A 19,620-nucleotide genomic window follows, 5' to 3' on the forward strand; every position below is an offset into this window, starting at 1 on the left:
CCATTACTCACCCATAGCCTTATGGTGTGTGGCTTTACACCATACCGATCAGCAAGTTCTTTTGTTTTGATATAGAGCTGTTGAGTCATTTTTTACTTCCTCTCTGATAACCATTCTCCAAAATCATCCTTGCCACTATTGCCGGAGTTGTTTTATCACTCCAGACAAGATCATCAATTATGAAGTTCAGTTCAGCAGCAAGTACGGATTCTAAATCTTTAGGCCAATACTCACATGGAATATCGCTGTGATGAGAATCCTTGATGGCCTTAAGTGTCATCAATACCATCTCTTCCGATGTTCTGTCAGCTTTTCTGTAACCGGCGTTCCAGATTGCATCTGTAATATTAGATGGATCGCCCCATGCTGAGGCGATTACCTGTGTTAAGTGGAGTGAATTATTGATCATTGTTTTTTCCTCTGGTGACTAACAGTATCTATATCTTGTCCGCAAAAAGGGCAGTAATTCACCATAACGCCAGTGCCGACAAATTCACCGGAATGTAACTGAACGATATCAGTGCCCGGCTCCCCGGTTTTTATGATGAACCTCGTTGGTAAAAATAAGCCCTTGCTGCGTTTTGTGGGTGAACCAAGTTCAAGGGATTTTGCTAGTGCGCTACAGGCGGATAATTTATTTCCGTTCTTTTGGCATTTATTCACTTTCCTGCTCCTTGTTACGTAATTTGCGACGTTTCTTAGTCTTCTTAACTGGCGTTAACTTCACATTCGCCACCTGCGGCGCTGGTGGCAGAGGAGGGCAAACGCCCTCATGGATGTAAAAATTACGTTTCATACGATGGATGATCTGCTGTGTATAGTCCCTGCCATCATCGATATGGAATGTCGTTCTGACCAGTTCATCATCGGTATCTGCTATCTGGCTGTGCTCTTCTGTCACTGTTCGCTCTCCCTGCAAATGATTTTATAGGCCCGCAATATGTGAGCTGTTTTGCCGGTGATAGTGGTTTTCCTTAATAGAAAGCCAGTAGACCAGGCACGAACAGGTACCATTAACAGGGCGGCATCGATACAACGGTTGTGTTTGCGGCGTTCAGTGATGAAACTGGTAACGACGATTTGTGCAGTGCTGCCCTTGTCCTGATAGTCGATTTTCATCGCAATGACTCCTACACCCGGCACGGCATGACAATAAATTGAGGATTGCCATAACGCTGATTGATGTTGTCGCCAAACTTCATTAAGCAACCATCTGTCATACTGGATGGGTACATAGAAACAGTGATAAGATCTGTATCAGCCCCAAACATTTTGTAAGGATAGGCTAGGTAACGCGCCTGAAAGTGAGGGATAACATTTTCCACTTTCTTTGGAAGAATCCGCTCTAAATCAGGGAAACGATCATCCAATATTGATAGAGCGGTAAATCCAACTCTCACCCCGGTAATACTCCTGTGCACGGCATAAGGTTCTTTGGTGAAATGCAGTTCCGTTGTTTCTGCTTTCCTTGGTACTCTTCCGTGAAATTGAACGATAGCTTTGCGGCGAGTGTTAACGCCGTGCTCTAACCGTAAAGCTACGCAGCCGTTTGTTGACTCCAGGTATTTGGGAGTGATGTGTAATCCGTAAAGGTAGTAGCGCAGATCATCTTTAGCGACACACACCAATGCAGCACGTAATAGACATGAACGAATAATCATTGCTTTTCCTCCCACCCGATAACCTGAAACAGCCCCATTTTTGGGTGATGCCATTTGGATTTACGTTGCTCAGCTTCGCTCATCATCAGACGGAACGTGCTCATAAAGTCCTCTTTAAATATGATTTTCATCGGGCGAGGCTGGCCGTCTGGTGTCATGATGATGATGCTGTCCGTTGGTACGTTGTACTGTTCGGCCAATGTACGGCACTTGGCATTGGTTAATCCTGATTCAGTCGCAGCCAGAGAGAACCCAATCCAACCTGTGGGAATAGCTCCCTTCTTGATTTGCTCAATGGTTTCAGAAACCTCTTCAACTTTTTCTTCAACCTGATTAAGGCGGCGTTCCTGTTCTACTTGTGCTAAGGCGTAGGCAAGGTTAAGTTCAGCCTGAGATTTTGGTTTTGTGGCACCAGACTCCAGAGTAAACCAGCGATCAATGATGGCGGCACGACGTCTTACGTCATATCCGGTTATCAGAATTTCGGTATTCCGGCGATCAAGGAGAATTTCACTGATAAAACCCCTCTCATCAACAGCAACAGTAATCCCGGCAGTAAACATAACTTGTTGATTTCTATGATTCCTCAAAAATGAGGAATCGAATTCAACGCTATAGACGGCTTTCAGAACTTCCCGGATGTCACGAATAACGTTATCGTGGCGCTTATCTGTCAATTCCGCAATTTCACGGCTGCCCATCATGGCCGCTTGATTGTGGGTGACTCTGGGCTCCCGGCTAACAGAAGTCACACCGGCTGTGTGGGGTTTGTTTTGACAGCTCATTACAATCCCTCCGCTCTATTTGGTAACCGGGCTTCTCTTGAACAACGACTGGCATCAAGAGCACAACATTCGCGCTCTTCATCCGTCAGCGCCCAGTCAATAGCCTCGCTATAGGTATTGGCTGCGCGTCTAAACAGGCCGCGTTCTTCAAGCTCTTTGGCTTTCTCTTTTAACTCGTGAAAGCTTTTCATGCTGATGCCTCCTCTTTATCCATATGGACCTTGAGTGCAGCAGCAAGCTTTTTGGCTGCCCATTCTTTCTTACGGTGCTGACTGGCGCGGGCTTTCAGTTCTTCATAACGCTGATGTAACGTGTGGCGTTTTAAATTCAGTTCAGCACGGCATTCAGCCCATTTTTGGTTAGCTGGATGTTTGGCGTGTTCAGCGACTTTCTTCCAGAGGATCGCCGCCATTTCATATTTTTCATCTTTCTCACTTTGAATAGCTCTCTGTGAGAAATTAAAATGAGTAATGTTCATTTCGCTGGCCCTTATTTACTGAAATGTATATTCGGGTGAAAATCCGCTGTATTTAACCCTTTCTGTAATTACCTTAACAAGGGCACACATAAAATCATTGCCTTCCTTTGTTAACCCGCCGTATTTAGAGAGATAATCTCTGTAGCTATTTAAAATATATTTACCGGCTTTCTCTCGTTTATGTTCGTTATAAACAGGGACCTCAAAGAACACATGCAAAGCCGTCTTTAATATTTCCCCAGATAACTCGATAGTACACATAGAACCATCGTTAAGACTGACAGCAATACAATGACTGTGAGTCTTCTTCATCATTGCATCAAGTTTTGCCGCGATTAAACGATTTCTGTAACGTTCAATTAATATTTGATTACTCATAGATACCCCTTTGCTTAGGCTGAGATAATCCCCAGCCATTAAGCTGTAATTAAAAGTTAACTGATTACTACATTAGTAAGAGTTTATATTTAAAACTCACCTCTACTTATTTTAATTAATGCATCACAATGTTGCTGAGCAGCTTCTTTTGTTAAATGAATCTGACCGTTTTTTAATAAAGCTATATCAATGTCATCATCATCCCAGTGATATCTATAACAACCTCCGTGATAACCCACCCAGTATTCCGCACCTGTTTTTAATTCATAATCAACAGGCTTCGGAAAACTGACTGTGCCGACCGTGATCATTTCTGGCTTGCGGCGATATTCGCCGTCAATATCCCACGTCGGATTACGGGTCAAAGTCCTCCACTCGCTATCGACACATAATTGTTCCCACAATTTCCAAGGCTCATCAGTCTTAGAAGCATCTATCGCATAGTCAAGCATTGCATCAGCGTGCACGTGTCTTTTATTTCCTGACATTGTTTAGTCCTCATTTTTAATTAATAATTGGCTTCCGTGCTGATGATTCCTTTTGTATTCCCGGCGTGGCGAAATTATTTTTTCATCCCCATTAATCTAAATTCAACATTGGACTCATCAAATATATCTCGCAATAATTCAACTTCGCATTTTGCGTCATCGTCGTTATCCGCTTCAACCCAAATTGTTGTCGCCTGACTGTTAATTGAGAGATATATAATTTCAACTTCGTACATTTTTTTAACTCCTTAACTTAACTAAGATATAGCTGGACTGTTTTTGGCAATGGCATCGAGGCATTCTTTTTTTAATTTCATGGTTTCGGCGAAAGCGTGACGATATTTGTTGAACAATATATCTATTTCTTTCTGTCGCCTAAGTAACAATCTTATTCGCCTGATTGCCCTTTTATGACACTGGATATAGTCAGGCAGTAATTCCCCTATTTTCCAGCGCACTTCATTGTCTTCACCAATAATTGGCCGGACCGGGTAATTAGTTTGGCGTCCGGCGCGGCTAAATACTTTCTGCGTCATAATATGCGCTAGCTTATTAATGGCACTATCACGACTAAAGCGCTTGTAATAATGACCGTGGCGATTAACAACATACACAGGCAAACTTTTTACACCGAATGCGTTTTCAATGGCACTATCACTAATAGGCTCATCGTCATCAAAGCGGGAATAATCAATTTTTTTTGGTTTCATAATTTAAGCCCCTTCCAATATTCTTATTTCTTGCGCAATACCGCTCGCCAGACTAGAAGCGAGATTTGTTTGTATTTGCATGACCTTTAAATTCATATCAGAGATATCATCAGCTAAGTCACTCATCATTTCCCCTTTGATGCTTCACTGGCAATTGTCTGGATGATTGATATAAGCTCAAATCCGATTTCAGCTAGATCGTCATCAGCAAGTAAATAACCCGCCGCTGCCGCTAAAGCTTCGATTTTTCCGAGCGCATCATCTGCCGCTAAACCAATATAGTGAATATTTTTTAGCTTATTTAGAGAGTTATTATTCATTCTTCACCCCTGCTAGCTAAAGCTGCTTTAAGGGAGTGAGAAATCTCATAGTTAATATCACACGCAAGATTAATTAAATTAGTCAGGGTGATTGAGCACTCCTCTTTATCAGCCATATCTATAATGACCTCATAGAGTGAACAGGCTAAACCTGAGCGGTATTGTGCATCATCTAAAGTAATTGGTTTACGCATTGCGCACCTCGTTTATTTGCCCCATCCACACAATGGAATACCCTGAAAACATTTCAGATAATGCATCTTTAGCTTGCTGATAACTTTCAGCCACATATTTAACTTTAACAATGAGCTGTTCAGTGTCTGCTTGTCTTTTGACTGCAAAAGTGAAAATCTTTGTGATACAATTCGTGTTGAACATAGTAATCATGCCTCAAAGTGTTTATTTTGTTCAGGCTCTGGTGTTTGATTGGTGTCGGGTACCAGAGCCGTTTTTAAATCAATTAAATTTCGCTTATACTTTGATACTTGCAATTTATTAATGTCTTTTCTTGTTGTGCTTCATGCTTACCTCGGTAATCGGTTTTGAGGTTATGTTGGTAATTTTTTAGCTGTGTATCTTTAACCGCCATCTATTCTTTATTTTGATAAATAAGATTTACTAATAATGACATCGGTATGACTTTTAATGTTTTTGTTTGCACATTTATTATAAGTCATGCTTCCATTGTCAATTTCAAGCTTGACATGTATTTCATTGCTTATGTTCAATGCTGAACCAATTATGTTATTTAGGTCTTTCTTTGACACGCCACCGCTTAGTAACAGACGTTGCAAACCAACTAAAATTGAACTAAGCATTTCTACTTTTTCGCTAATTTCCTGATTCTCTCGATTTACGGTCATGCTAATCACCTCTTAAGTGTGGTACCGGATGATTTGAATATAGCTATATGGTAATTTTTTATTAATAGCAAATTGCTAATTTTTTTGAAATTAATGATAACATGTTGTTTATTAATAACATTAATTCCAAAATAAACTATACAATGAAGCGCCAATTTAACGGCGCCGTTAGAATCATTTATCCCAGTGTGCGCTTTCTCCTTTCCAGTAACTCATTAATGATCCGTTCGTAATCATCCGCCTTTTCCTTTAATTCGTTGATTATTCTTGATTGTTCCCTTTCTGGCATTTGTCTAAAAAGGTCTATAAGATACTCTTCTTGTGGGGTTATTTTTTTATCTCTTTCAATTAAGTCTGGTGGTGACTTTGTTAATTCATTTGAATTGATTATTTCATCATGTGGAACATCCAACCAACCGCGTTTTATGCTTAGCTTTTCTTCTATCTTTCTAGATAGGAAATCACCTAAGTTCCTGTATCCATTAATTAATTGGCTTATCATGGATGGCGATAAATCGCAGCGCATAGCAAATGATGCTTGGGATAGATCACTTGATTCCATAAGTGATTTTAAATTTTTACGCCTAATATCTTTGGTTTCCATTTTGAAAATACCTCGTTAATTAGCTAAATGCTATTTACAGTATTGCTAATCTTTCGCTCTGTTTGTATAGTTAGCATATTGCTAATGATGAATTATATCAACAGAAGAGGTGATAAATGGATCGAGAGTTACTAAATCTTCGCCAAAAACTTACGTCCGCCCAATGGAGCCAGATTGCCAAAATGTCTGGAACAACCACGGCCTATTTAAATCAAATCGCGCATGGTTTTCGCCGCCCGTCTGTATCTCTCTCGCAAAGGATTGAAGATGCAACAGTAGCGATTTGCCCCGATATAGCCATTCGAAAAGAAAGTCTTGCTTTTGCCCCAATACGAAGAGTGGAGAAATGAATTTGTTAAAAATTTTATCTCAATAGTTATAACTATGTTCATTAATCTTCATGCTCAAGCATCAATGCCATCTCGATATTTTTCTGATGATGGCAAATGGATACAGGAGATGTTACTGAGTCTTGATCCGGCTACACGGGCAAAAATTACGGTCAAGTATGCCGAGGTGTATGAGGTGGTTTGGGATGAAGAACCGGTTTTATATCGGAAAGATAACGCAGCGAGACGAGCAGCAAATATCCGGCTTAGGGAGTTTGTCAGGAAATATGCAAGAGCGAGTCAGGGTTATACCGAGGAGCCGCTTAAGGCACCGAAAGCATTGCCAGAGAACCAGCCCCAATCGGAGGTGGCAGGATGATCGCAGTGGTATCAGTCAGTACGGGAAAGGCTGTGTCTTCTGGCTGTGGTAGCAGTGGTGAGGGGATCACTAGGGCTAAGTATGAGAAAAATAGCCAAATGAGAATGATTATCAAAGTGGGCAAAAAACCAAAAAAAGTGGCAGGCACGGAAAAGTATTAAATAAGTACCCCCTTATTTTTTTAGGACAAATGAGAATGATTATCAAAAACGAAAAAGCAGAAAAGATCATCAAAAAACATCGTGCTCTCGTAAGCTGGAAGCCTGCACGAGCCATTGCTGAATTAGTCGCTGCCGGCATGTCAGAGGATGAGGCCGCCGCTATGGTCAAGGCCAACGCGCCAGCACGGAAAACACATAAACCTCACAAGCCCCACAACAGTCACGCAAGGCCGGTGGATCTGGAAGCGCTGAGCACTCACTACCTTGTGGTGGGTGATTATGACCTGCTGAGCCTCAAGCATCAAGACGCATTGATTGCCGCCATCCGAAACGGAAAAGGCAAGAGTTCATGGCATGATGAACCAATGGCGGTAATGCTGTTCGGGTTAGTTAAAGCCTATCCGCACATCACGACAGCTGAAGTGAATAAATTCCTCAGCCGTGGCGCATTCATCGACAGCATTCCGTTGGTTATTGACGGGGAGAGGATCGAAGGTGAAGTCATGCCGTCAGCGAATAACGACAGCGTGAAGGGGGTTTTTCGTGCAGTGAAGCAGCTGAAAAAAATCACTAACCATCTTGTGGATACCGGAGAATTAACCTTTAAAAAATACCTCGACCGTGTACCAACTGACGAGGATGTCGAGCGCGCGGTGGGTATCGTTGCGCCTGTGATCATCAATCCCTATTTCCACAAAATTGACTATGAGCGCCAGTACAACGATATGCCTGCGCGTGAACATGATGAGGACAGTAAGCGGATTATCAATGCGTGGAAAAACGAACTGAAAATTAAGGGGGGCAAGAAACCGGTGGACACTTTTGCGAGGAATTCACCGGCTCTTGCAGGCACGACTCAGAATTCAGCGCCTACAGGCGATTATGTCACTGAATTCGCCTTAAGGGAATGGGGAGGTAAAACATGCTGACGATAACCCCAAACACAACCCAGAGCCGGGCATTGTCCATGTTGCGCCAGAACTGGAAACAGCACAGTACATTCATGGTATATGCGCCCACGGGGAGTGGTAAGACAGGCTTATCGGCATTCATCACGGCCGGTTTCGTTTCTCGCGGGATGCGGGTGATGTTTGTCGCGCCTTACCTAACCTTAGTGCGCCAGACTGCCACCCGGTTCATTCAGTACGGACTGCCGGAAGAAGAAATTGGTTACGTGTGGCGGGATTACCAGCCTCATGATCCGAACCGCTTAATTCAGATTGCTTCGGCTGACACGCTGATCCGCCGTGACTTCCCGGACAACATTGATTTGCTGATTATTGACGAGGCTCATTTGCGCCGCAAAAAGCTGCTTGAAGTGATCCATCACTTGGCAGAGAACACCGATGTAAAAGTGATTGGACTGTCAGGAACGCCATTTTCTCCGTTTCTGGGAAACTACTATCAACAGCTCTTGAAACCAACCACGATGAAGGAGCTTATCGATAAAGGCGAGCTTAGCACTTATGAATTTTATGCACCGACAAAGCCGGACCTGAAAGGCGTAAAACTGACTTCCAGTGATGACTTTGGACAGGATTATAAAGAGGACCAGTTAGCTGAAATCATGGGTGATTCAACGCTGGTGGGCGATATCGTCAAGAATTGGCTGGAGAATGGTAATGATGAGCCAACCATCTGCTTTTGCGTCAACGTGGCCCACGCCAATTTTATCACAGTCGAATTTAACAAAGCCGGTGTTAATGCCGAGGTCATCATTGCTGAGACTCCCCCGGAAGAAAGACAGATCATTATCCATCGCTTTGAGCAGGGTGTGACAAAAATATTAGTCAGCGTGGGAACGCTGATTGCGGGGTTTGACAGTGATGTCCGGTGCATTATTTGCGCTCGTCCGACTAAATCAGAAATCAGATGGGTTCAAATTCTTGGCAGAGGCTTAAGGGTTGCGCCGGGAAAGAAAACGTGTCGTATCTTCGATCATTCCGGCACAGTCCATCGACTCGGTTATCCCGATGATATTGAGTATGACGCATTACCTTCCAAAAGTGATGGTATGAAAGAGGCTTATCGCCGTACTGACAGCGACAAAGCTGAAAAGCTGCCGAAGGAGTGTCCATCGTGTCACTTCATGAAACCCCCGGCTGTCTACGCCTGCCCTAAGTGTGGATTTAAACCCTTAAGCGGTGAAGATGTTGAAGTTGATCGCTCTCGCGGACTGAAAAAACTTAACGGTAAGGACCGCACTTACAGTAAGACAGAAAAGCAAAGCTGGTGGTCACAAATCAAATATTACCAGCGTCAGCGAGCCAACCAAGGGAGGCCCATTTCTGATGGTTGGTGCGCCCATACCTTCAAAAGCAAATTCAGTGAGTACCCGAATGGCTTAAATGATCACCCGGTAGAGATAACCCCGGAAGTGAACAACTTCATTAAATGGAAATTGATTGCTTACGCGAAGAGCCAGGAGAAAAAGCAACTCAGTTCAGCCGCGCATGGAGGCAGCGAATGAAAACAACGGATGCAGTTATCGGAAAATGGTCGATAGTGTTTGAGCATTATGGCCTGCCTCCCATCACAGGAAAGAAACATTACAAAGACAAGTGTCCTATTTGCGATCAGAAAGGTAAATATCGTTGTGATGATCGGGATGGGCGGGGAACTTTTATTTGCGTCTGTAATACCGGTGATGGATGGGCACTACTCCGGTTGACTCAGAAGAAAGACTTTAAAACGCAAGCAAAAGAAGTTGATGAAATTATTGGCAATACGTATGCACATCAGCCTGAAAGCGTTCAGTCTTCTGCCAATAAAAATGACCGGTCATTATTTCGTGACAAGGTGATTAGGAAGTATTCTACACTGGTGAGCCTGCGCGGAACGTCAGCCGAAAGTTATTTACGCCACCGGGGGATCAACTGTTTACCCGTCGAACAAATCAGGTATTGCCATCATCAACCCGTAGGAACGAACGCTTTTCAGGCCATGTATTCCCTGGCTACGGATGATAAAGGCACGCTCTGTTACCTGCACAGAACGCTATTAGAGGGTGATAAGAAAGCCAATATGGATATCGCCAAAAAGACGTATTCTCTACAGTCTGATGATTATTTAAAGCACACAGGATCTGTTGCTATTCGTATGTTCCCAGTTTCATCAACGTTGGGGATCACTGAGGGCATAGAAACTGCACTGTCATGCAAGCAGATATACGGCTGCAATACGTGGTCAACGATGAATGCGGGATTTATGGGGAAATTCCGGGTGCCAAACGGGGTTAAACACTTAATTATTTTTACAGATATGGATTTGCATTCAGCCACTGGGCACGCGGCGGCGTTTGAGTGCGCCAGGGGCAATCTCATTGCCAAAAACGATTTAGAAACGGTCAGTATTCGCTGGCCCGATCATGGTGATTTCAATGACGTACTTGTTAACGGTGATGAAGTACGTGAACTGTCTTTTAAGAAGTGGGTGGAATAATAATGAAACTCGAATCAGCATTAAAACATTTCAGCCCGAAAGGACTAGCAATCAGTAATTCATCCAAATGCACATCAACAGACCGGATCACGGGTACGGATGTGATGGCAGCGCTCGGCATGGCTGAATCTAAGGCGACATTTGGAATGGCTGCGTTCTTGGGTAAACACGGCGTCAGCAATGAAGATACCATACGAACCGTTGAGCAACTGACTTTGTATGCCAAACGTCAGGTCCCCAAACTCATTACCAAAGCGGGCGGGCGCCAGTTGGGAAAATGCCTGGTGATCTTGGCAAAAATGGCCTTTGAAGAATATTCCCGATCTGCCGCTACAATCAGCACATGCTCACATTGCAATGGACGCGGGCTAATCTCTGTTCAGCGTGATGTGATTAGGTACGCAGGATATAAGGACGTGATAGAGCAACGGGTAGAAACCGAGCGGGTAGATGAACTTTGCTCTCCTTGTAATGGCAAAGGGATCGTATCCAGTCGTTGTCGTTGTAACGGGACCGGGAAGGTCGTTGACCGTGAAGCAACGAAAGCTACGGGTGCGCCCATGATTAAAATCTGTGAGCGTTGTTCTGGTCGCGGTTATAGTCGGGTGCCATCGTCAGTGGCATATGCAGCAATTAAGGCTCTCCTGCCAGAACTAACACAATCAAGTTGGTCACGTAACTGGAAGCCATTCTATGAAAAGCTGGTGGCGAAATGTGATATCGAGGAAAGCAGAGCAGCATCTGAATTTAGCAAAGTAACGCGATAAAAAAGAGAGGGCTTGCGTTTTGCATAAACTTGGCGTAATCTCTCCAGATAGTGGGGAATTTTAGCTATGCTCACTAAAGAATATTCAGGCCCGCCGATGAGCGGGTTTTTCTATTTCTACCAGTAGCAAACTCAAGGTTTACAGCCAAAGTAAACGACCCCTGAGCGGGGCCGTTGGATTATGGAATTAGCTGTTCTGGAGTACAGTTGTATAGTGCGGCCAGTTTTTCTCGTGTGCGCTTCTGTGGTCGATCTGACGCCTCCCACTGAGATACGGTTGATTGAGCCGTGTTGAGTTTTTCAGCTACCTCATGCTGAGACAGCCCACGATAGATGCGCCAGGCTGCCAGAATAGAAACATCCTGATCAACCATAATAGACACGACGCCGTTAGGCACGGTCACCTCATCATATTTTGACGGAGTGTATGGCACATCCTCCCAATCTTCCTTTGTGCTGAGAAGTTTTTCGTATTCAGCTACTGGCAGGACAACATATTGAGGTTTTCCTGCTTCATCATTTATGTATTGCATTTTCATGTATTCATCCGTGTAGCCAAGAGTCGCGGTGAATTTAATAATGAGGAAATGGCGGGTTGCCCCGCCTAGTACGTTGTCGATGTTCTCCGTTTGACTGCCATTATCGAGCAGATAACCGGCTCGCCGTCAGTGATTTCGAAGATTATCCTGTATTCACCAACCCGTAGTCTGTATTGGTTATCAAGGTCATGAAGCTTCTTGATGTCCAACATCACTGCGGGGAAAGTTTCAAGCTGGTTAACCTTCTCATTGATAGCTTTCCGGTATCTGGTATCGATTGAAAGCAACTGTTTTCGTGCTTTCCTCGTCCATTGAACCGTAACCATCGTTTCCTCATTTGTTAAAGAGCCTATCCGCTTGGGATGATTAGATAATACGATTTTAATCGTATTATGTCAACAAAATGCGATTAAAATACGATATTGTTTTCAGGGCTGCGCATGTCGTGGCTTTTTTTGTTTGAATAAACAGAATGGCTTACTTTGCTATCTGGCTATGCATGACATAAATTTTTCCCAGCGGGTAAGTTTAATGTCTACCGGTTCACCAAGGTGTTTCCTTGTAATTATGTCTACCGGATGTGATAAAGACCCCCAAACACTAAGATCATCATTTTGTATATTGGAAACCTGGTTCGACAATTCTTGATCAGAGGTAATAAACGTTTGAGTGGTAAATAAATTGAGATAGCGTATAGATTGTTTTCTGGCTGATTCGGCTGTCTTCTCAAATGAAAATGCCATTCTGAGCGCAGTAATTGCTGCTATTGCAATACCGATAATGACCTGATTTCCAAGGTTGCCAATAACGGACGAGCCGAGTAAGAGTAGAAAAAATGAAAGTGTTTTATCTATTCTACCGAGCAATACACTAAACATCATGTGAAGCTGGTATGAATAGTAGATTTGATATAACAGATTGTCTCGGCTCATAAATTATCCTTATTTTTTACTGGTTTTTATTAGAACCTCCACTCGAAGAGGTAGGAGATTGTTCATTTGGTTTATTTGGTGATTGTTGTGGTTGCTGCTTAGCTTGCTCGTATATTTTTCTGGCAAGTCCAGGTGGCATGCTGTCACCTATAAACTTATTTGTTTTGATTACTTTTCCCATCTAATTTTCCTCGTTTGCATTGTTACTTTTGGCGATTTAACGATAGCAGATAAGGGCATGCGCCGCCAGTCGCTTACTGGCACTCATTCCTGGTCACGATTATTCGCGGCCTTTTTCTTTTCACGCCCGTAATCGCGGGGACTTAATCCCCAGCGGGGGTGGAACATGAAAATAATGGACAAGCAACCAGACATCTGGATGCAGCTATGGTTATGGCTGTTATCAGTCAAAGAACAAGGTTTAGGTGCGGCGCTGGCTGCAACAATGGCTTATCTCAGAGGTCGATATAACGGCGGTAAGTTCTGGAAGACAATGATTGACGCGCTGATGTGCGCACTTATCGCCTGGTTCATTCGTGATTTGTTGGTCTTCTTAAATTTGAGCACGGATTTAGCGTACATCGGCAGCGTCATTATTGGTTATCTGGGGACTGACTTCTTTGGTCAATTGATGCGCGGGACTTTGCGTAATAAAGCGGGGGTAAAAGAATGAGTAAGTTATCTATATCAGAGTTACAGAAAGTTATTCACCAGCAAAATGTTGAAGCTGGTTGGTGGGATAATCCACGTGAGAAAGGCACTTTGCTTTGTCTAATTCACTCAGAAATCAGCGAGGCCATGGAAGGTGAAAGGAAGAATCTTAGAGATGAGCATCTTTCTCATAGAATGATGGCTGAGGTTGAGCTTGCTGATGCTGTTATCAGGATATTAGATTACGCAGAAGCATTTAATTATGACATTGAAAGCGCTCTCATTGAGAAGCTGGAATACAACAAACAGCGTGCAGATCATAAAAAAGAAAATCGTGCGAGGACGGGTGGTAAGAAATTTTAAGAAATTTTGAGGTGAGCTAATGCAAATCAGTGAAAAAGGTCTTAAGGAACTCAAAAGCTATGAGGGTTGCAGTCTGACTGCGTACCTTTGTCCTGCAAGGGTGTGGACAATTGGTTACGGTCACACTCACGGCGTCAAACCCGGTGATGCGATTACTGATGAGCAAGCTACGCAGTTCTTACTGGAAGACTTAGCCCCGGTTTACATCACTATCGAATCAAATGTCAAAGTGCCGCTGACGCAAGGCCAGTTTGATGCTTTATGTTCGTTTATCTTTAACTGCGGTGCCGGGGCTTTCGTTCGTTCTACGCTGCTTAAGAAGCTCAATGCGGGTGACTATAAAGGCGCGGCCAATGAGTTTATGAGATGGAATCAGGCTGGTGGGCGTATATTGCCGGGATTAGACGCACGACGGGCATCTGAAAGATCGATGTTTTTATCATGAAATTCAACGCTAGCTACTACACGATACTCGCATTAATCATTATCTCACTGACAGCTTATTACTATCACGCTGAGTTACAGAGAGAGCAACGAGTTACAAAGCAGCAGCAATCAGAAATCCAGCAACTGACTGACACTATCAGCTATCAGAACTCTCACATCACGATGTTGAACGAATTAGATGTGAAGCATACAAAGGAACTTGCTCATGCGAAATCTGAAATTGATGTGCTTCGCAACGATGTTGCCGCTGGTCATCGCCGGTTGCGCATCGCAGCCACCTGTAATCAAGGCGAAGCCGGCTCCTCCCGCTTGGATGATGCAGCCAGCCCCAGACTGGAAGACTCCGTTGTCAGGGATTATTTCACTCTCACCGAAAGAGTAACAACGATGCAGGCACAATTAGAGGGCTTGCAGGACTACATCAAAACTCAGTGTCAGCAATAGAAAGACGGAAAACTATTTCCAATGTTTTTGTAGCTTGGTTATAACCAACAGAATGAAGGTTTGAAGATGAAACATGAACTCGATTCACTTTCTAAATCTCCTCTATATGGGAAAAGTCCCGAGGAAATATTAGAATATTTTAACAGATATAACTTTGTTGACGATCACGGACATAAGTTAGAACTATGTCAAGATTTTATAGATCTTGTGAAACTATCCGCAAAATAAGAATACCTAATCAATGAGCCTCGTTTAATTCGGGGCTTTTTTATATCCGAATTTCACCGCGCACTAGCATGCGCCAATCCTAACCAAGAGTTTATAGAAATAGAGCCTGAGAAATGTCGTTATAGGTGGCGACCTGTCTTGGGACGATATTTCTATGCTAGCAGGCTCTAATTTCTATAGGTATACGCAAATGAACGCATTAACTTTCAAAGAACACGAAATTATTCCTTTTGATAACAAAGATGGGAAGATTTGGTTTACTGGTGAGCAGTTAGCTAAATTACTTGGCTATGCTGACATAAAGCAAGTGAACAAAATTTATCAGCGCCACAAGGACGAATTTATGGATACCATGACCACGGTGGTCAAAGTGAGGACCTCGGGAGAGTCACTAATTTTATAAAATTCTACAAAAGGTGCTCATTAAGTGCCTTTGATAGAGTTTTGTATAGGTTTTTGAGGCTGGTGGTCTCACGATAGCACGGGATTATATTTCAGCATGTAGCATAAAGTTCTGATTCCAACTGTTTCCGGTTTAGCAAGGGTTCAACATGGTCGCCCAGTGCGGCCTTTTTTATTTAAGGGAAAGTGACAAACAGAGAGGTAAATATGCCTGAGCACCAGATTTCTCCTCATCTTGCGCCATCACTTCGGCGGCATGTCGCGGAATTGGCAGAAAAAAAAGCCAAGATGCTGGTTAGTATTATCAAATTAAAGCGATATCACGGACTGAGTAATGAAGAACTAGAGCATGTCATGAAAATGGCATGTGAGCTATCGAAGTAAGGAAATTAAAGAATGGCAAAAAAGAAAGTCACGCTCACAGATGAGCAGAAGATTCTTTTCGATGCCTTAACTCCATTACAGCAAAAATTTGTCACTCACATTCTTAAGGGTAAGAACTTAACAGATGCTTACAAGCTGTCAGGGGGGAAGGCTAAAGGAGAATCAGCGCATACCCAAGCAAGCAGAATGATGAGTTTTGATAAGGTCAAAGCCTTTCTCGACGCAATGAACAAAGAAGCCGTTTCTGATGCGGTGATGAGCCGCCAAGAAGCCTTAGAACGACTGTCTTCGATGGGTCGTGTCTCTATCTACGACATCGCTGAATTTCGCAACTGTCAGATTGGTGAGGACGATGAGGGCAAGCCAGTCTTTCAGGCATCGTGGCAATTCAAAGACTCAGCATTGCAAGACCCGATGTATCTAAGCGCAATCTCAGAACTGACTACAGGCAAAGACGGCATCAAGTTAAAGCTTCATGATCCGAAAGCTGCAATTAAACAATTGTCGGAGCTACTTGGCTGGGAAGCGCCGAAGAAGACAGAGATTACGGGCAAAGATGGCGGTCCGATACAAATTGATTTAACTGATGAGCAACTTGAAGAGAGACTAAAGGAGTTCGGATATGGCCGTCGCTCAAGTCAGCTCAATGAGAAACTTACAGACTCTTGAAGCCTATCGACGTAGAGCAATAGAACAAGCAAAATCATCTTTGATGGATTTCACGCTCTATACAAACTCACAGTATGAAACAGGCTGGTTTAATGAGTTACTTTGTCTAGAGCTCGATCAGTTTCTAAGTGATGTCGAGGCTGGCAAGATGCCGAGGCTGATGATATTTGCACCTCCACGCTCTGGAAAGAGTGAACTGGCATCTCGTCGGCTTCCCGCTTACGCACTAGGCAAGCATCCGAACTGGCACATTATTTCATGCTCATATTCGTCTGATCTCGCTAATCGCATGTCACGCGACACGCAGCGCATTATTGATACGGAAAAATATCAAGAGGTATTCCCGGATACCCGCTTAAACGGAACGAACATCAGGACGCTTGCGGGTGGGGCAATTCGTACTGCGGAACTATGGGAAGTACTGGACGCAAAAGGTCAATTGCACGGCGGCTCTTATCGCGCGGCGGGCGTGAATGGCGGTATCACGGGTCAAGGGATGAATATCGGTATCATTGATGACCCTGCGAAGGACTATAAAACAGCATCATCTCCTGTTTATCAAGAAGCTGTCATGGACTGGTATGACACAACGTTCTTTACTCGTGCAGACCCGAAGCTAAACGGCATCGTAATTATTCTTACTCGTTGGCATCAGAATGACCTCGCCGGGCAACTTCTTAAACTGGCAGAGGAAGGCGGCGAGCAATGGCGCGTCGTCAGTTTTCCGATGGAGGCCGAAAAAGAAGAAATTCACGAACTGAACGGCAAAACATATCGCTTAAGAAAGCCAGGTGAAATCCTGTTCCCAGAACGCATGCCGCGTGATTTTGTCGATAAATGTAAACAAAGGGGGTCGCTGGTCTGGAATGCTTTGTATCAGCAAAGACCCACGGCGAAAGGCGGCGGCTTAATCAAATCTGAGTGGTTTAAAGAGTATACCGTCTTACCTCCTATCCGTTGGAGTACGGTTTACGGCGATACGGCCCAAAAAATCAAAGAAGCCAATGACTTCTCTGTTTTTGAGCTGTGGGGCTTGGGTGAAGACGGCAAGATGTACCTGATTGACATGATCCGAGGAAAGTGGGAGTCGAAAGAGCTTAAACGTCGTGCTGTTGCGTTTTGGACGAAATGTAAGGCCAGAAAAGATTGCGGTTCTTTGATTTCGATGAAGATTGAAGATAAAGCTTCCGGTACCGGGCTAATCCAAGAAATCCAGACAGAGGCCCTATGCCCGGTGATACCCATTCAGAGAGATAAGGATAAGTTCACGCGGTTGATGGACGTTCAAGGCTATATCGAATCAGGTTACGTTTACTTGCCCGCCGAGGCTGAATGGATAAATGATTTTCTCACTGAAATGGAAGCTATCACTCCCGATTTCAATACGCATGATGATCAACTTGATCCGCTCATGGATGCTATTTCCGATATGAAGTCCGGCGACTTGGGTATATGGGAAGCTTTAGGACGACAACACTAGAAAATAACGGTTTCACACCAAAATCACTCCGAAATGATTTCTGTGTTTTTATTAACAATTCAGCAACAAATAAAAGTGCCTGATTTAGCAACAAAGATTGAGGGTTTTATCCGTTTTGGCGACAATTTTAAGTGAACCTCAAACCCTCAGTTCACTTAAGAGTCATTATGTTAAAAAGTGTCGAATTTTAACAAATTTCAGTGAGGGAGCAATGACCCGTAAAAATCGTCGTAACGACGCAAAAAAGCCCGTTAGGACTACTGACGGGTACAATAACTTTACTGCAAAACTGGGTAGCTATACATCGAACATTCAAACCGGGGGTACGTACATACCCGGCTACATTTCACGCAACCGAGTGCAGATTGAGTTTGGCTATCGCAGCTCCTTTTTAATTGGTGCGGGCGTGGACGCGATGGCTGATGATATGACTCGCAAGGGCATATCAATTAGTTCACGGATGAAGCCAGATGCTAAAGGAAGGCTGGAAACGTTCTGGGAAGATATCGGACTGTGGGACGAACTCAATAACACGTTGAAATGGTCGCGGCTCTACGGTGGGGCATTGCTGGTGGTACTGATTGACGGACAAGACCCATCAACAGAGCTTAATCTTGAAACCATCAAGGAAGGACAGTTTAAAGGCGTGATGTGTCTCGATCGGTGGATGGTCAAACCGACAGACAGTGACTTAGTGAAAGAGTACGGCCCGCACTTCGGAAAACCCCGATTCTATAACGTAGTGATAAATCAACAGGGAATTCCACCCTGGCAGATTCACTACTCGCGCGTTATTCGAATGGAAGGCGACACGTTGCCATTTCAGCAAGCACAGACAGAAAATGGCTGGGGGATGTCGGTCGTAGAGCGCATTTTTGAGCGAGTTCAAGCTTTCGACACAGCAACTGTAGGCACGACTCAGCTCATTCACAAAGCGCACTTGCGGACGTATAGCATTGACGGGTTTAGGAAAATATTAGCGACAGGCGAAAGAAGTCCTGCATACGCCGCACTGATGAAGCATATGGACATGATCCGCGAGTTTCAGACAATTGAAGGCATGACGCTGATGGACGCGCTGGATACATTCCAGACGCACAGCTACTCATTTGCCGGTATTGCGGATGTGATTTTGCGCTTCGCTGAACAAGTCTCTGGGGCTACCGGTATCCCGCTTGTGCGTTTGTTTGGTCAGTCACCGTCAGGCTTCAGTACCGGCGACGGTGACTTAGAAAACTACTACAGCAGGGTTAATACGCTTCAAGAAAGACGTCTCCGTCGCCCATTGAGATGGCTGCTGGACATCTCGCATCGGTCACTATTCGGCGAGCCGCTTCCTAATGATTTTACGTTTGAGTTCAACAAACTTTGGGAAATGTCAGACACGGATAGAGCAACAATGGCGAATAATGTAGCGTCTGCAATTGGCACACTAGTAGATCGGCAAATTCTACCCGTACATGCAGCAATGACAGATTTACGTAACATGGCTGACATTATCGGCATCGGAGGGTCAATCACAGATGAAGACATTGAAAGCGCAAAAGCGATCTGGGCGGAGTCTGAATCTGAAACCAGCCCTCCGCCGACGTTCGGAAATTCAATACAGCAAAAGCCTACTGGCGATAGTCAGCCAAATAAATCAGATCATCACTGGCTCTTACGATGGTTCTCAAGCCAGCGCTGACACCGTATCGGGTCATCTTATCGATTATTCA

At 44.0% G+C, this 19,620-nt stretch carries 39 protein-coding genes; 16 read left to right on the top strand and 23 right to left on the bottom strand.

Annotated elements, in window-relative coordinates; all coding sequences use genetic code 11:
* Positions 1 to 85: 85 nt before the first annotated feature.
* The 18 genes from ABR397_RS09545 to ABR397_RS09630 form a co-directional block, all read right to left on the bottom strand.
* Positions 86 to 409, bottom strand: a complete 324-nt coding sequence (locus ABR397_RS09545; RefSeq protein ID WP_350305541.1) for a hypothetical protein — start codon at positions 407 to 409, stop codon at positions 86 to 88.
* The gene (locus tag ABR397_RS09550; protein WP_350305542.1) at positions 406 to 663 is read right to left on the bottom strand and encodes a hypothetical protein; all 258 of its coding nucleotides are present in this window, start codon (positions 661 to 663) and stop codon (positions 406 to 408) included. The genes ABR397_RS09545 and ABR397_RS09550 overlap by 4 nt, the downstream gene beginning before the upstream one ends.
* Positions 656 to 901, bottom strand: a complete 246-nt coding sequence (locus ABR397_RS09555) for a hypothetical protein (RefSeq protein WP_350305543.1) — start codon at positions 899 to 901, stop codon at positions 656 to 658. Before ABR397_RS09555 ends, ABR397_RS09550 begins: the two co-directional genes overlap by 8 nt.
* Positions 898 to 1,143, bottom strand: a complete 246-nt coding sequence (locus ABR397_RS09560) for a hypothetical protein (RefSeq protein WP_407072873.1) — start codon at positions 1,141 to 1,143, stop codon at positions 898 to 900. Before ABR397_RS09560 ends, ABR397_RS09555 begins: the two co-directional genes overlap by 4 nt.
* Entirely contained in the window at positions 1,131 to 1,661 is a 531-nt protein-coding gene (locus ABR397_RS09565) for a hypothetical protein (RefSeq protein WP_350305545.1), read from the bottom strand. The genes ABR397_RS09560 and ABR397_RS09565 overlap by 13 nt, the downstream gene beginning before the upstream one ends.
* A complete protein-coding gene (locus ABR397_RS09570) occupies positions 1,658 to 2,446 on the bottom strand; it encodes a Rha family transcriptional regulator (protein ID WP_350305546.1) in 789 nt (262 codons plus the stop codon). Before ABR397_RS09570 ends, ABR397_RS09565 begins: the two co-directional genes overlap by 4 nt.
* Positions 2,446 to 2,637, bottom strand: coding sequence for a PerC family transcriptional regulator (locus ABR397_RS09575; protein ID WP_350305547.1), 192 nt, complete (start codon positions 2,635 to 2,637; stop codon positions 2,446 to 2,448). Before ABR397_RS09575 ends, ABR397_RS09570 begins: the two co-directional genes overlap by 1 nt.
* Positions 2,634 to 2,924, bottom strand: coding sequence for an ANR family transcriptional regulator (locus ABR397_RS09580; RefSeq protein ID WP_350305548.1), 291 nt, complete (start codon positions 2,922 to 2,924; stop codon positions 2,634 to 2,636). Before ABR397_RS09580 ends, ABR397_RS09575 begins: the two co-directional genes overlap by 4 nt.
* A 15-nt stretch (positions 2,925 to 2,939) precedes the next feature.
* Complete coding sequence (locus ABR397_RS09585) at positions 2,940 to 3,302, bottom strand: hypothetical protein (RefSeq protein ID WP_350305549.1); 363 nt, start codon at positions 3,300 to 3,302, stop codon at positions 2,940 to 2,942.
* 89 nt (positions 3,303 to 3,391) lie between these two features.
* The gene (locus ABR397_RS09590; protein WP_350305550.1) at positions 3,392 to 3,790 is read right to left on the bottom strand and encodes a hypothetical protein; all 399 of its coding nucleotides are present in this window, start codon (positions 3,788 to 3,790) and stop codon (positions 3,392 to 3,394) included.
* A gap of 74 nt (positions 3,791 to 3,864) precedes the next feature.
* Positions 3,865 to 4,026 carry a hypothetical protein gene (locus tag ABR397_RS09595; protein ID WP_350305551.1) on the bottom strand — a complete coding sequence of 54 codons (162 nt, stop codon included), beginning with the start codon at positions 4,024 to 4,026 and terminating at the stop codon, positions 3,865 to 3,867.
* A 21-nt stretch (positions 4,027 to 4,047) separates the two neighbouring features.
* The gene (locus ABR397_RS09600; RefSeq protein WP_350305552.1) at positions 4,048 to 4,500 is read right to left on the bottom strand and encodes a hypothetical protein; all 453 of its coding nucleotides are present in this window, start codon (positions 4,498 to 4,500) and stop codon (positions 4,048 to 4,050) included.
* Between the two features lie 3 nt (positions 4,501 to 4,503).
* Complete coding sequence (locus ABR397_RS09605; protein ID WP_350305553.1) at positions 4,504 to 4,626, bottom strand: hypothetical protein; 123 nt, start codon at positions 4,624 to 4,626, stop codon at positions 4,504 to 4,506.
* Positions 4,626 to 4,820, bottom strand: coding sequence for a hypothetical protein (locus ABR397_RS09610; protein ID WP_350305554.1), 195 nt, complete (start codon positions 4,818 to 4,820; stop codon positions 4,626 to 4,628). Before ABR397_RS09610 ends, ABR397_RS09605 begins: the two co-directional genes overlap by 1 nt.
* Positions 4,817 to 5,014: a hypothetical protein gene (locus tag ABR397_RS09615; RefSeq protein WP_350305555.1), complete on the bottom strand. Its 198-nt coding sequence runs from the start codon at positions 5,012 to 5,014 to the stop codon at positions 4,817 to 4,819. Before ABR397_RS09615 ends, ABR397_RS09610 begins: the two co-directional genes overlap by 4 nt.
* Entirely contained in the window at positions 5,007 to 5,198 is a 192-nt protein-coding gene (locus ABR397_RS09620; RefSeq protein ID WP_350305556.1) for a hypothetical protein, read from the bottom strand. The genes ABR397_RS09615 and ABR397_RS09620 overlap by 8 nt, the downstream gene beginning before the upstream one ends.
* Positions 5,199 to 5,416: 218 nt before the next feature.
* Entirely contained in the window at positions 5,417 to 5,683 is a 267-nt protein-coding gene (locus tag ABR397_RS09625; protein WP_350305557.1) for a hypothetical protein, read from the bottom strand.
* Positions 5,684 to 5,861: 178 nt separating this feature from the next.
* The gene (locus ABR397_RS09630) at positions 5,862 to 6,287 is read right to left on the bottom strand and encodes a transcriptional regulator (RefSeq protein WP_350305558.1); all 426 of its coding nucleotides are present in this window, start codon (positions 6,285 to 6,287) and stop codon (positions 5,862 to 5,864) included.
* A 116-nt stretch (positions 6,288 to 6,403) separates the two neighbouring features.
* Here ABR397_RS09630 and ABR397_RS09635 point away from each other — a divergent pair, with 116 nt between their 5' ends.
* Genes ABR397_RS09635 through ABR397_RS09665 form a run of 7 tightly spaced genes read left to right on the top strand, consistent with a single transcriptional unit; the run spans position 6,404 to position 11,364 of the window.
* Positions 6,404 to 6,637 carry a helix-turn-helix domain-containing protein gene (locus ABR397_RS09635; protein WP_350305559.1) on the top strand — a complete coding sequence of 78 codons (234 nt, stop codon included), beginning with the start codon at positions 6,404 to 6,406 and terminating at the stop codon, positions 6,635 to 6,637.
* A 34-nt stretch (positions 6,638 to 6,671) separates the two neighbouring features.
* Positions 6,672 to 6,995: a hypothetical protein gene (locus ABR397_RS09640; RefSeq protein ID WP_350305560.1), complete on the top strand. Its 324-nt coding sequence runs from the start codon at positions 6,672 to 6,674 to the stop codon at positions 6,993 to 6,995.
* Positions 6,992 to 7,156 carry a hypothetical protein gene (locus tag ABR397_RS09645; protein ID WP_350305561.1) on the top strand — a complete coding sequence of 55 codons (165 nt, stop codon included), beginning with the start codon at positions 6,992 to 6,994 and terminating at the stop codon, positions 7,154 to 7,156. Before ABR397_RS09640 ends, ABR397_RS09645 begins: the two co-directional genes overlap by 4 nt.
* Positions 7,157 to 7,191: 35 nt before the next feature.
* Positions 7,192 to 8,085 carry a hypothetical protein gene (locus ABR397_RS09650; RefSeq protein ID WP_350305562.1) on the top strand — a complete coding sequence of 298 codons (894 nt, stop codon included), beginning with the start codon at positions 7,192 to 7,194 and terminating at the stop codon, positions 8,083 to 8,085.
* A complete protein-coding gene (locus tag ABR397_RS09655; protein ID WP_350305563.1) occupies positions 8,079 to 9,626 on the top strand; it encodes a DEAD/DEAH box helicase in 1,548 nt (515 codons plus the stop codon). Before ABR397_RS09650 ends, ABR397_RS09655 begins: the two co-directional genes overlap by 7 nt.
* On the top strand, positions 9,623 to 10,597 hold the full coding sequence (locus ABR397_RS09660; RefSeq protein ID WP_350305564.1) for a DUF7146 domain-containing protein: 975 nt from the start codon (positions 9,623 to 9,625) through the stop codon (positions 10,595 to 10,597). The genes ABR397_RS09655 and ABR397_RS09660 overlap by 4 nt, the downstream gene beginning before the upstream one ends.
* 2 nt (positions 10,598 to 10,599) lie before the next feature.
* The gene (locus ABR397_RS09665) at positions 10,600 to 11,364 is read left to right on the top strand and encodes an antitermination protein Q (RefSeq protein WP_350305565.1); all 765 of its coding nucleotides are present in this window, start codon (positions 10,600 to 10,602) and stop codon (positions 11,362 to 11,364) included.
* A gap of 178 nt (positions 11,365 to 11,542) precedes the next feature.
* Here the strand turns inward: ABR397_RS09665 and ABR397_RS09670 are convergent, their stop codons facing one another.
* From ABR397_RS09670 to ABR397_RS09685, 4 genes are all read right to left on the bottom strand, one after another.
* Positions 11,543 to 11,902 (bottom strand): helix-turn-helix domain-containing protein, encoded by a 360-nt coding sequence (locus ABR397_RS09670; protein WP_214085823.1) that lies wholly within the window; start codon positions 11,900 to 11,902, stop codon positions 11,543 to 11,545.
* A 65-nt stretch (positions 11,903 to 11,967) separates the two neighbouring features.
* Positions 11,968 to 12,228: a type II toxin-antitoxin system RelE family toxin gene (locus ABR397_RS09675; RefSeq protein WP_105396299.1), complete on the bottom strand. Its 261-nt coding sequence runs from the start codon at positions 12,226 to 12,228 to the stop codon at positions 11,968 to 11,970.
* Between the two features lie 159 nt (positions 12,229 to 12,387).
* The gene (locus tag ABR397_RS09680) at positions 12,388 to 12,834 is read right to left on the bottom strand and encodes a hypothetical protein (protein ID WP_350305566.1); all 447 of its coding nucleotides are present in this window, start codon (positions 12,832 to 12,834) and stop codon (positions 12,388 to 12,390) included.
* Between the two features lie 16 nt (positions 12,835 to 12,850).
* On the bottom strand, positions 12,851 to 13,015 hold the full coding sequence (locus ABR397_RS09685) for a hypothetical protein (RefSeq protein WP_350305567.1): 165 nt from the start codon (positions 13,013 to 13,015) through the stop codon (positions 12,851 to 12,853).
* A 165-nt stretch (positions 13,016 to 13,180) separates the two neighbouring features.
* Between ABR397_RS09685 and ABR397_RS09690 the strand changes: the two genes are divergently transcribed.
* Genes ABR397_RS09690 through ABR397_RS09705 form a run of 4 tightly spaced genes read left to right on the top strand, consistent with a single transcriptional unit; the run spans position 13,181 to position 14,739 of the window.
* Positions 13,181 to 13,507: a phage holin, lambda family gene (locus ABR397_RS09690; protein WP_149616189.1), complete on the top strand. Its 327-nt coding sequence runs from the start codon at positions 13,181 to 13,183 to the stop codon at positions 13,505 to 13,507.
* The gene (locus tag ABR397_RS09695) at positions 13,504 to 13,848 is read left to right on the top strand and encodes a nucleoside triphosphate pyrophosphohydrolase family protein (protein ID WP_350305568.1); all 345 of its coding nucleotides are present in this window, start codon (positions 13,504 to 13,506) and stop codon (positions 13,846 to 13,848) included. The genes ABR397_RS09690 and ABR397_RS09695 overlap by 4 nt, the downstream gene beginning before the upstream one ends.
* Before the next feature lie 19 nt (positions 13,849 to 13,867).
* Positions 13,868 to 14,293: a lysozyme gene (locus ABR397_RS09700; protein ID WP_350305569.1), complete on the top strand. Its 426-nt coding sequence runs from the start codon at positions 13,868 to 13,870 to the stop codon at positions 14,291 to 14,293.
* On the top strand, positions 14,290 to 14,739 hold the full coding sequence (locus ABR397_RS09705) for a lysis protein (RefSeq protein WP_350305570.1): 450 nt from the start codon (positions 14,290 to 14,292) through the stop codon (positions 14,737 to 14,739). The genes ABR397_RS09700 and ABR397_RS09705 overlap by 4 nt, the downstream gene beginning before the upstream one ends.
* Here the strand turns inward: ABR397_RS09705 and ABR397_RS09710 are convergent.
* Positions 14,717 to 14,827: a KTSC domain-containing protein gene (locus tag ABR397_RS09710; protein WP_350305571.1), complete on the bottom strand. Its 111-nt coding sequence runs from the start codon at positions 14,825 to 14,827 to the stop codon at positions 14,717 to 14,719. The two genes, ABR397_RS09705 and ABR397_RS09710, sit on opposite strands and share 23 nt — an antisense overlap.
* Before the next feature lie 330 nt (positions 14,828 to 15,157).
* On the opposite strand from ABR397_RS09710, the gene ABR397_RS09715 reads away from it, so the two are divergent.
* The 5 genes from ABR397_RS09715 to ABR397_RS09735 all read left to right on the top strand — a co-directional run bounded on the left by ABR397_RS09715 (position 15,158) and on the right by ABR397_RS09735 (position 19,589).
* A complete protein-coding gene (locus ABR397_RS09715; RefSeq protein ID WP_350305572.1) occupies positions 15,158 to 15,370 on the top strand; it encodes a BRO-N domain-containing protein in 213 nt (70 codons plus the stop codon).
* Between the two features lie 206 nt (positions 15,371 to 15,576).
* Complete coding sequence (locus tag ABR397_RS09720) at positions 15,577 to 15,753, top strand: hypothetical protein (protein WP_350305573.1); 177 nt, start codon at positions 15,577 to 15,579, stop codon at positions 15,751 to 15,753.
* Between the two features lie 12 nt (positions 15,754 to 15,765).
* Positions 15,766 to 16,422 carry a terminase small subunit gene (locus ABR397_RS09725; protein WP_350305574.1) on the top strand — a complete coding sequence of 219 codons (657 nt, stop codon included), beginning with the start codon at positions 15,766 to 15,768 and terminating at the stop codon, positions 16,420 to 16,422.
* The gene (terL, locus tag ABR397_RS09730) at positions 16,376 to 17,902 is read left to right on the top strand and encodes a phage terminase large subunit (RefSeq protein WP_350305575.1); all 1,527 of its coding nucleotides are present in this window, start codon (positions 16,376 to 16,378) and stop codon (positions 17,900 to 17,902) included. Before ABR397_RS09725 ends, terL begins: the two co-directional genes overlap by 47 nt.
* Before the next feature lie 211 nt (positions 17,903 to 18,113).
* Positions 18,114 to 19,589, top strand: a complete 1,476-nt coding sequence (locus ABR397_RS09735; RefSeq protein ID WP_350305576.1) for a DUF1073 domain-containing protein — start codon at positions 18,114 to 18,116, stop codon at positions 19,587 to 19,589.
* The last annotated feature ends 31 nt before the right edge of the window (positions 19,590 to 19,620 follow it).

The organism is Photorhabdus viridis (genome assembly GCF_040256935.1).
Classification (GTDB): Bacteria; Pseudomonadota; Gammaproteobacteria; order Enterobacterales; family Enterobacteriaceae; genus Photorhabdus; species Photorhabdus viridis.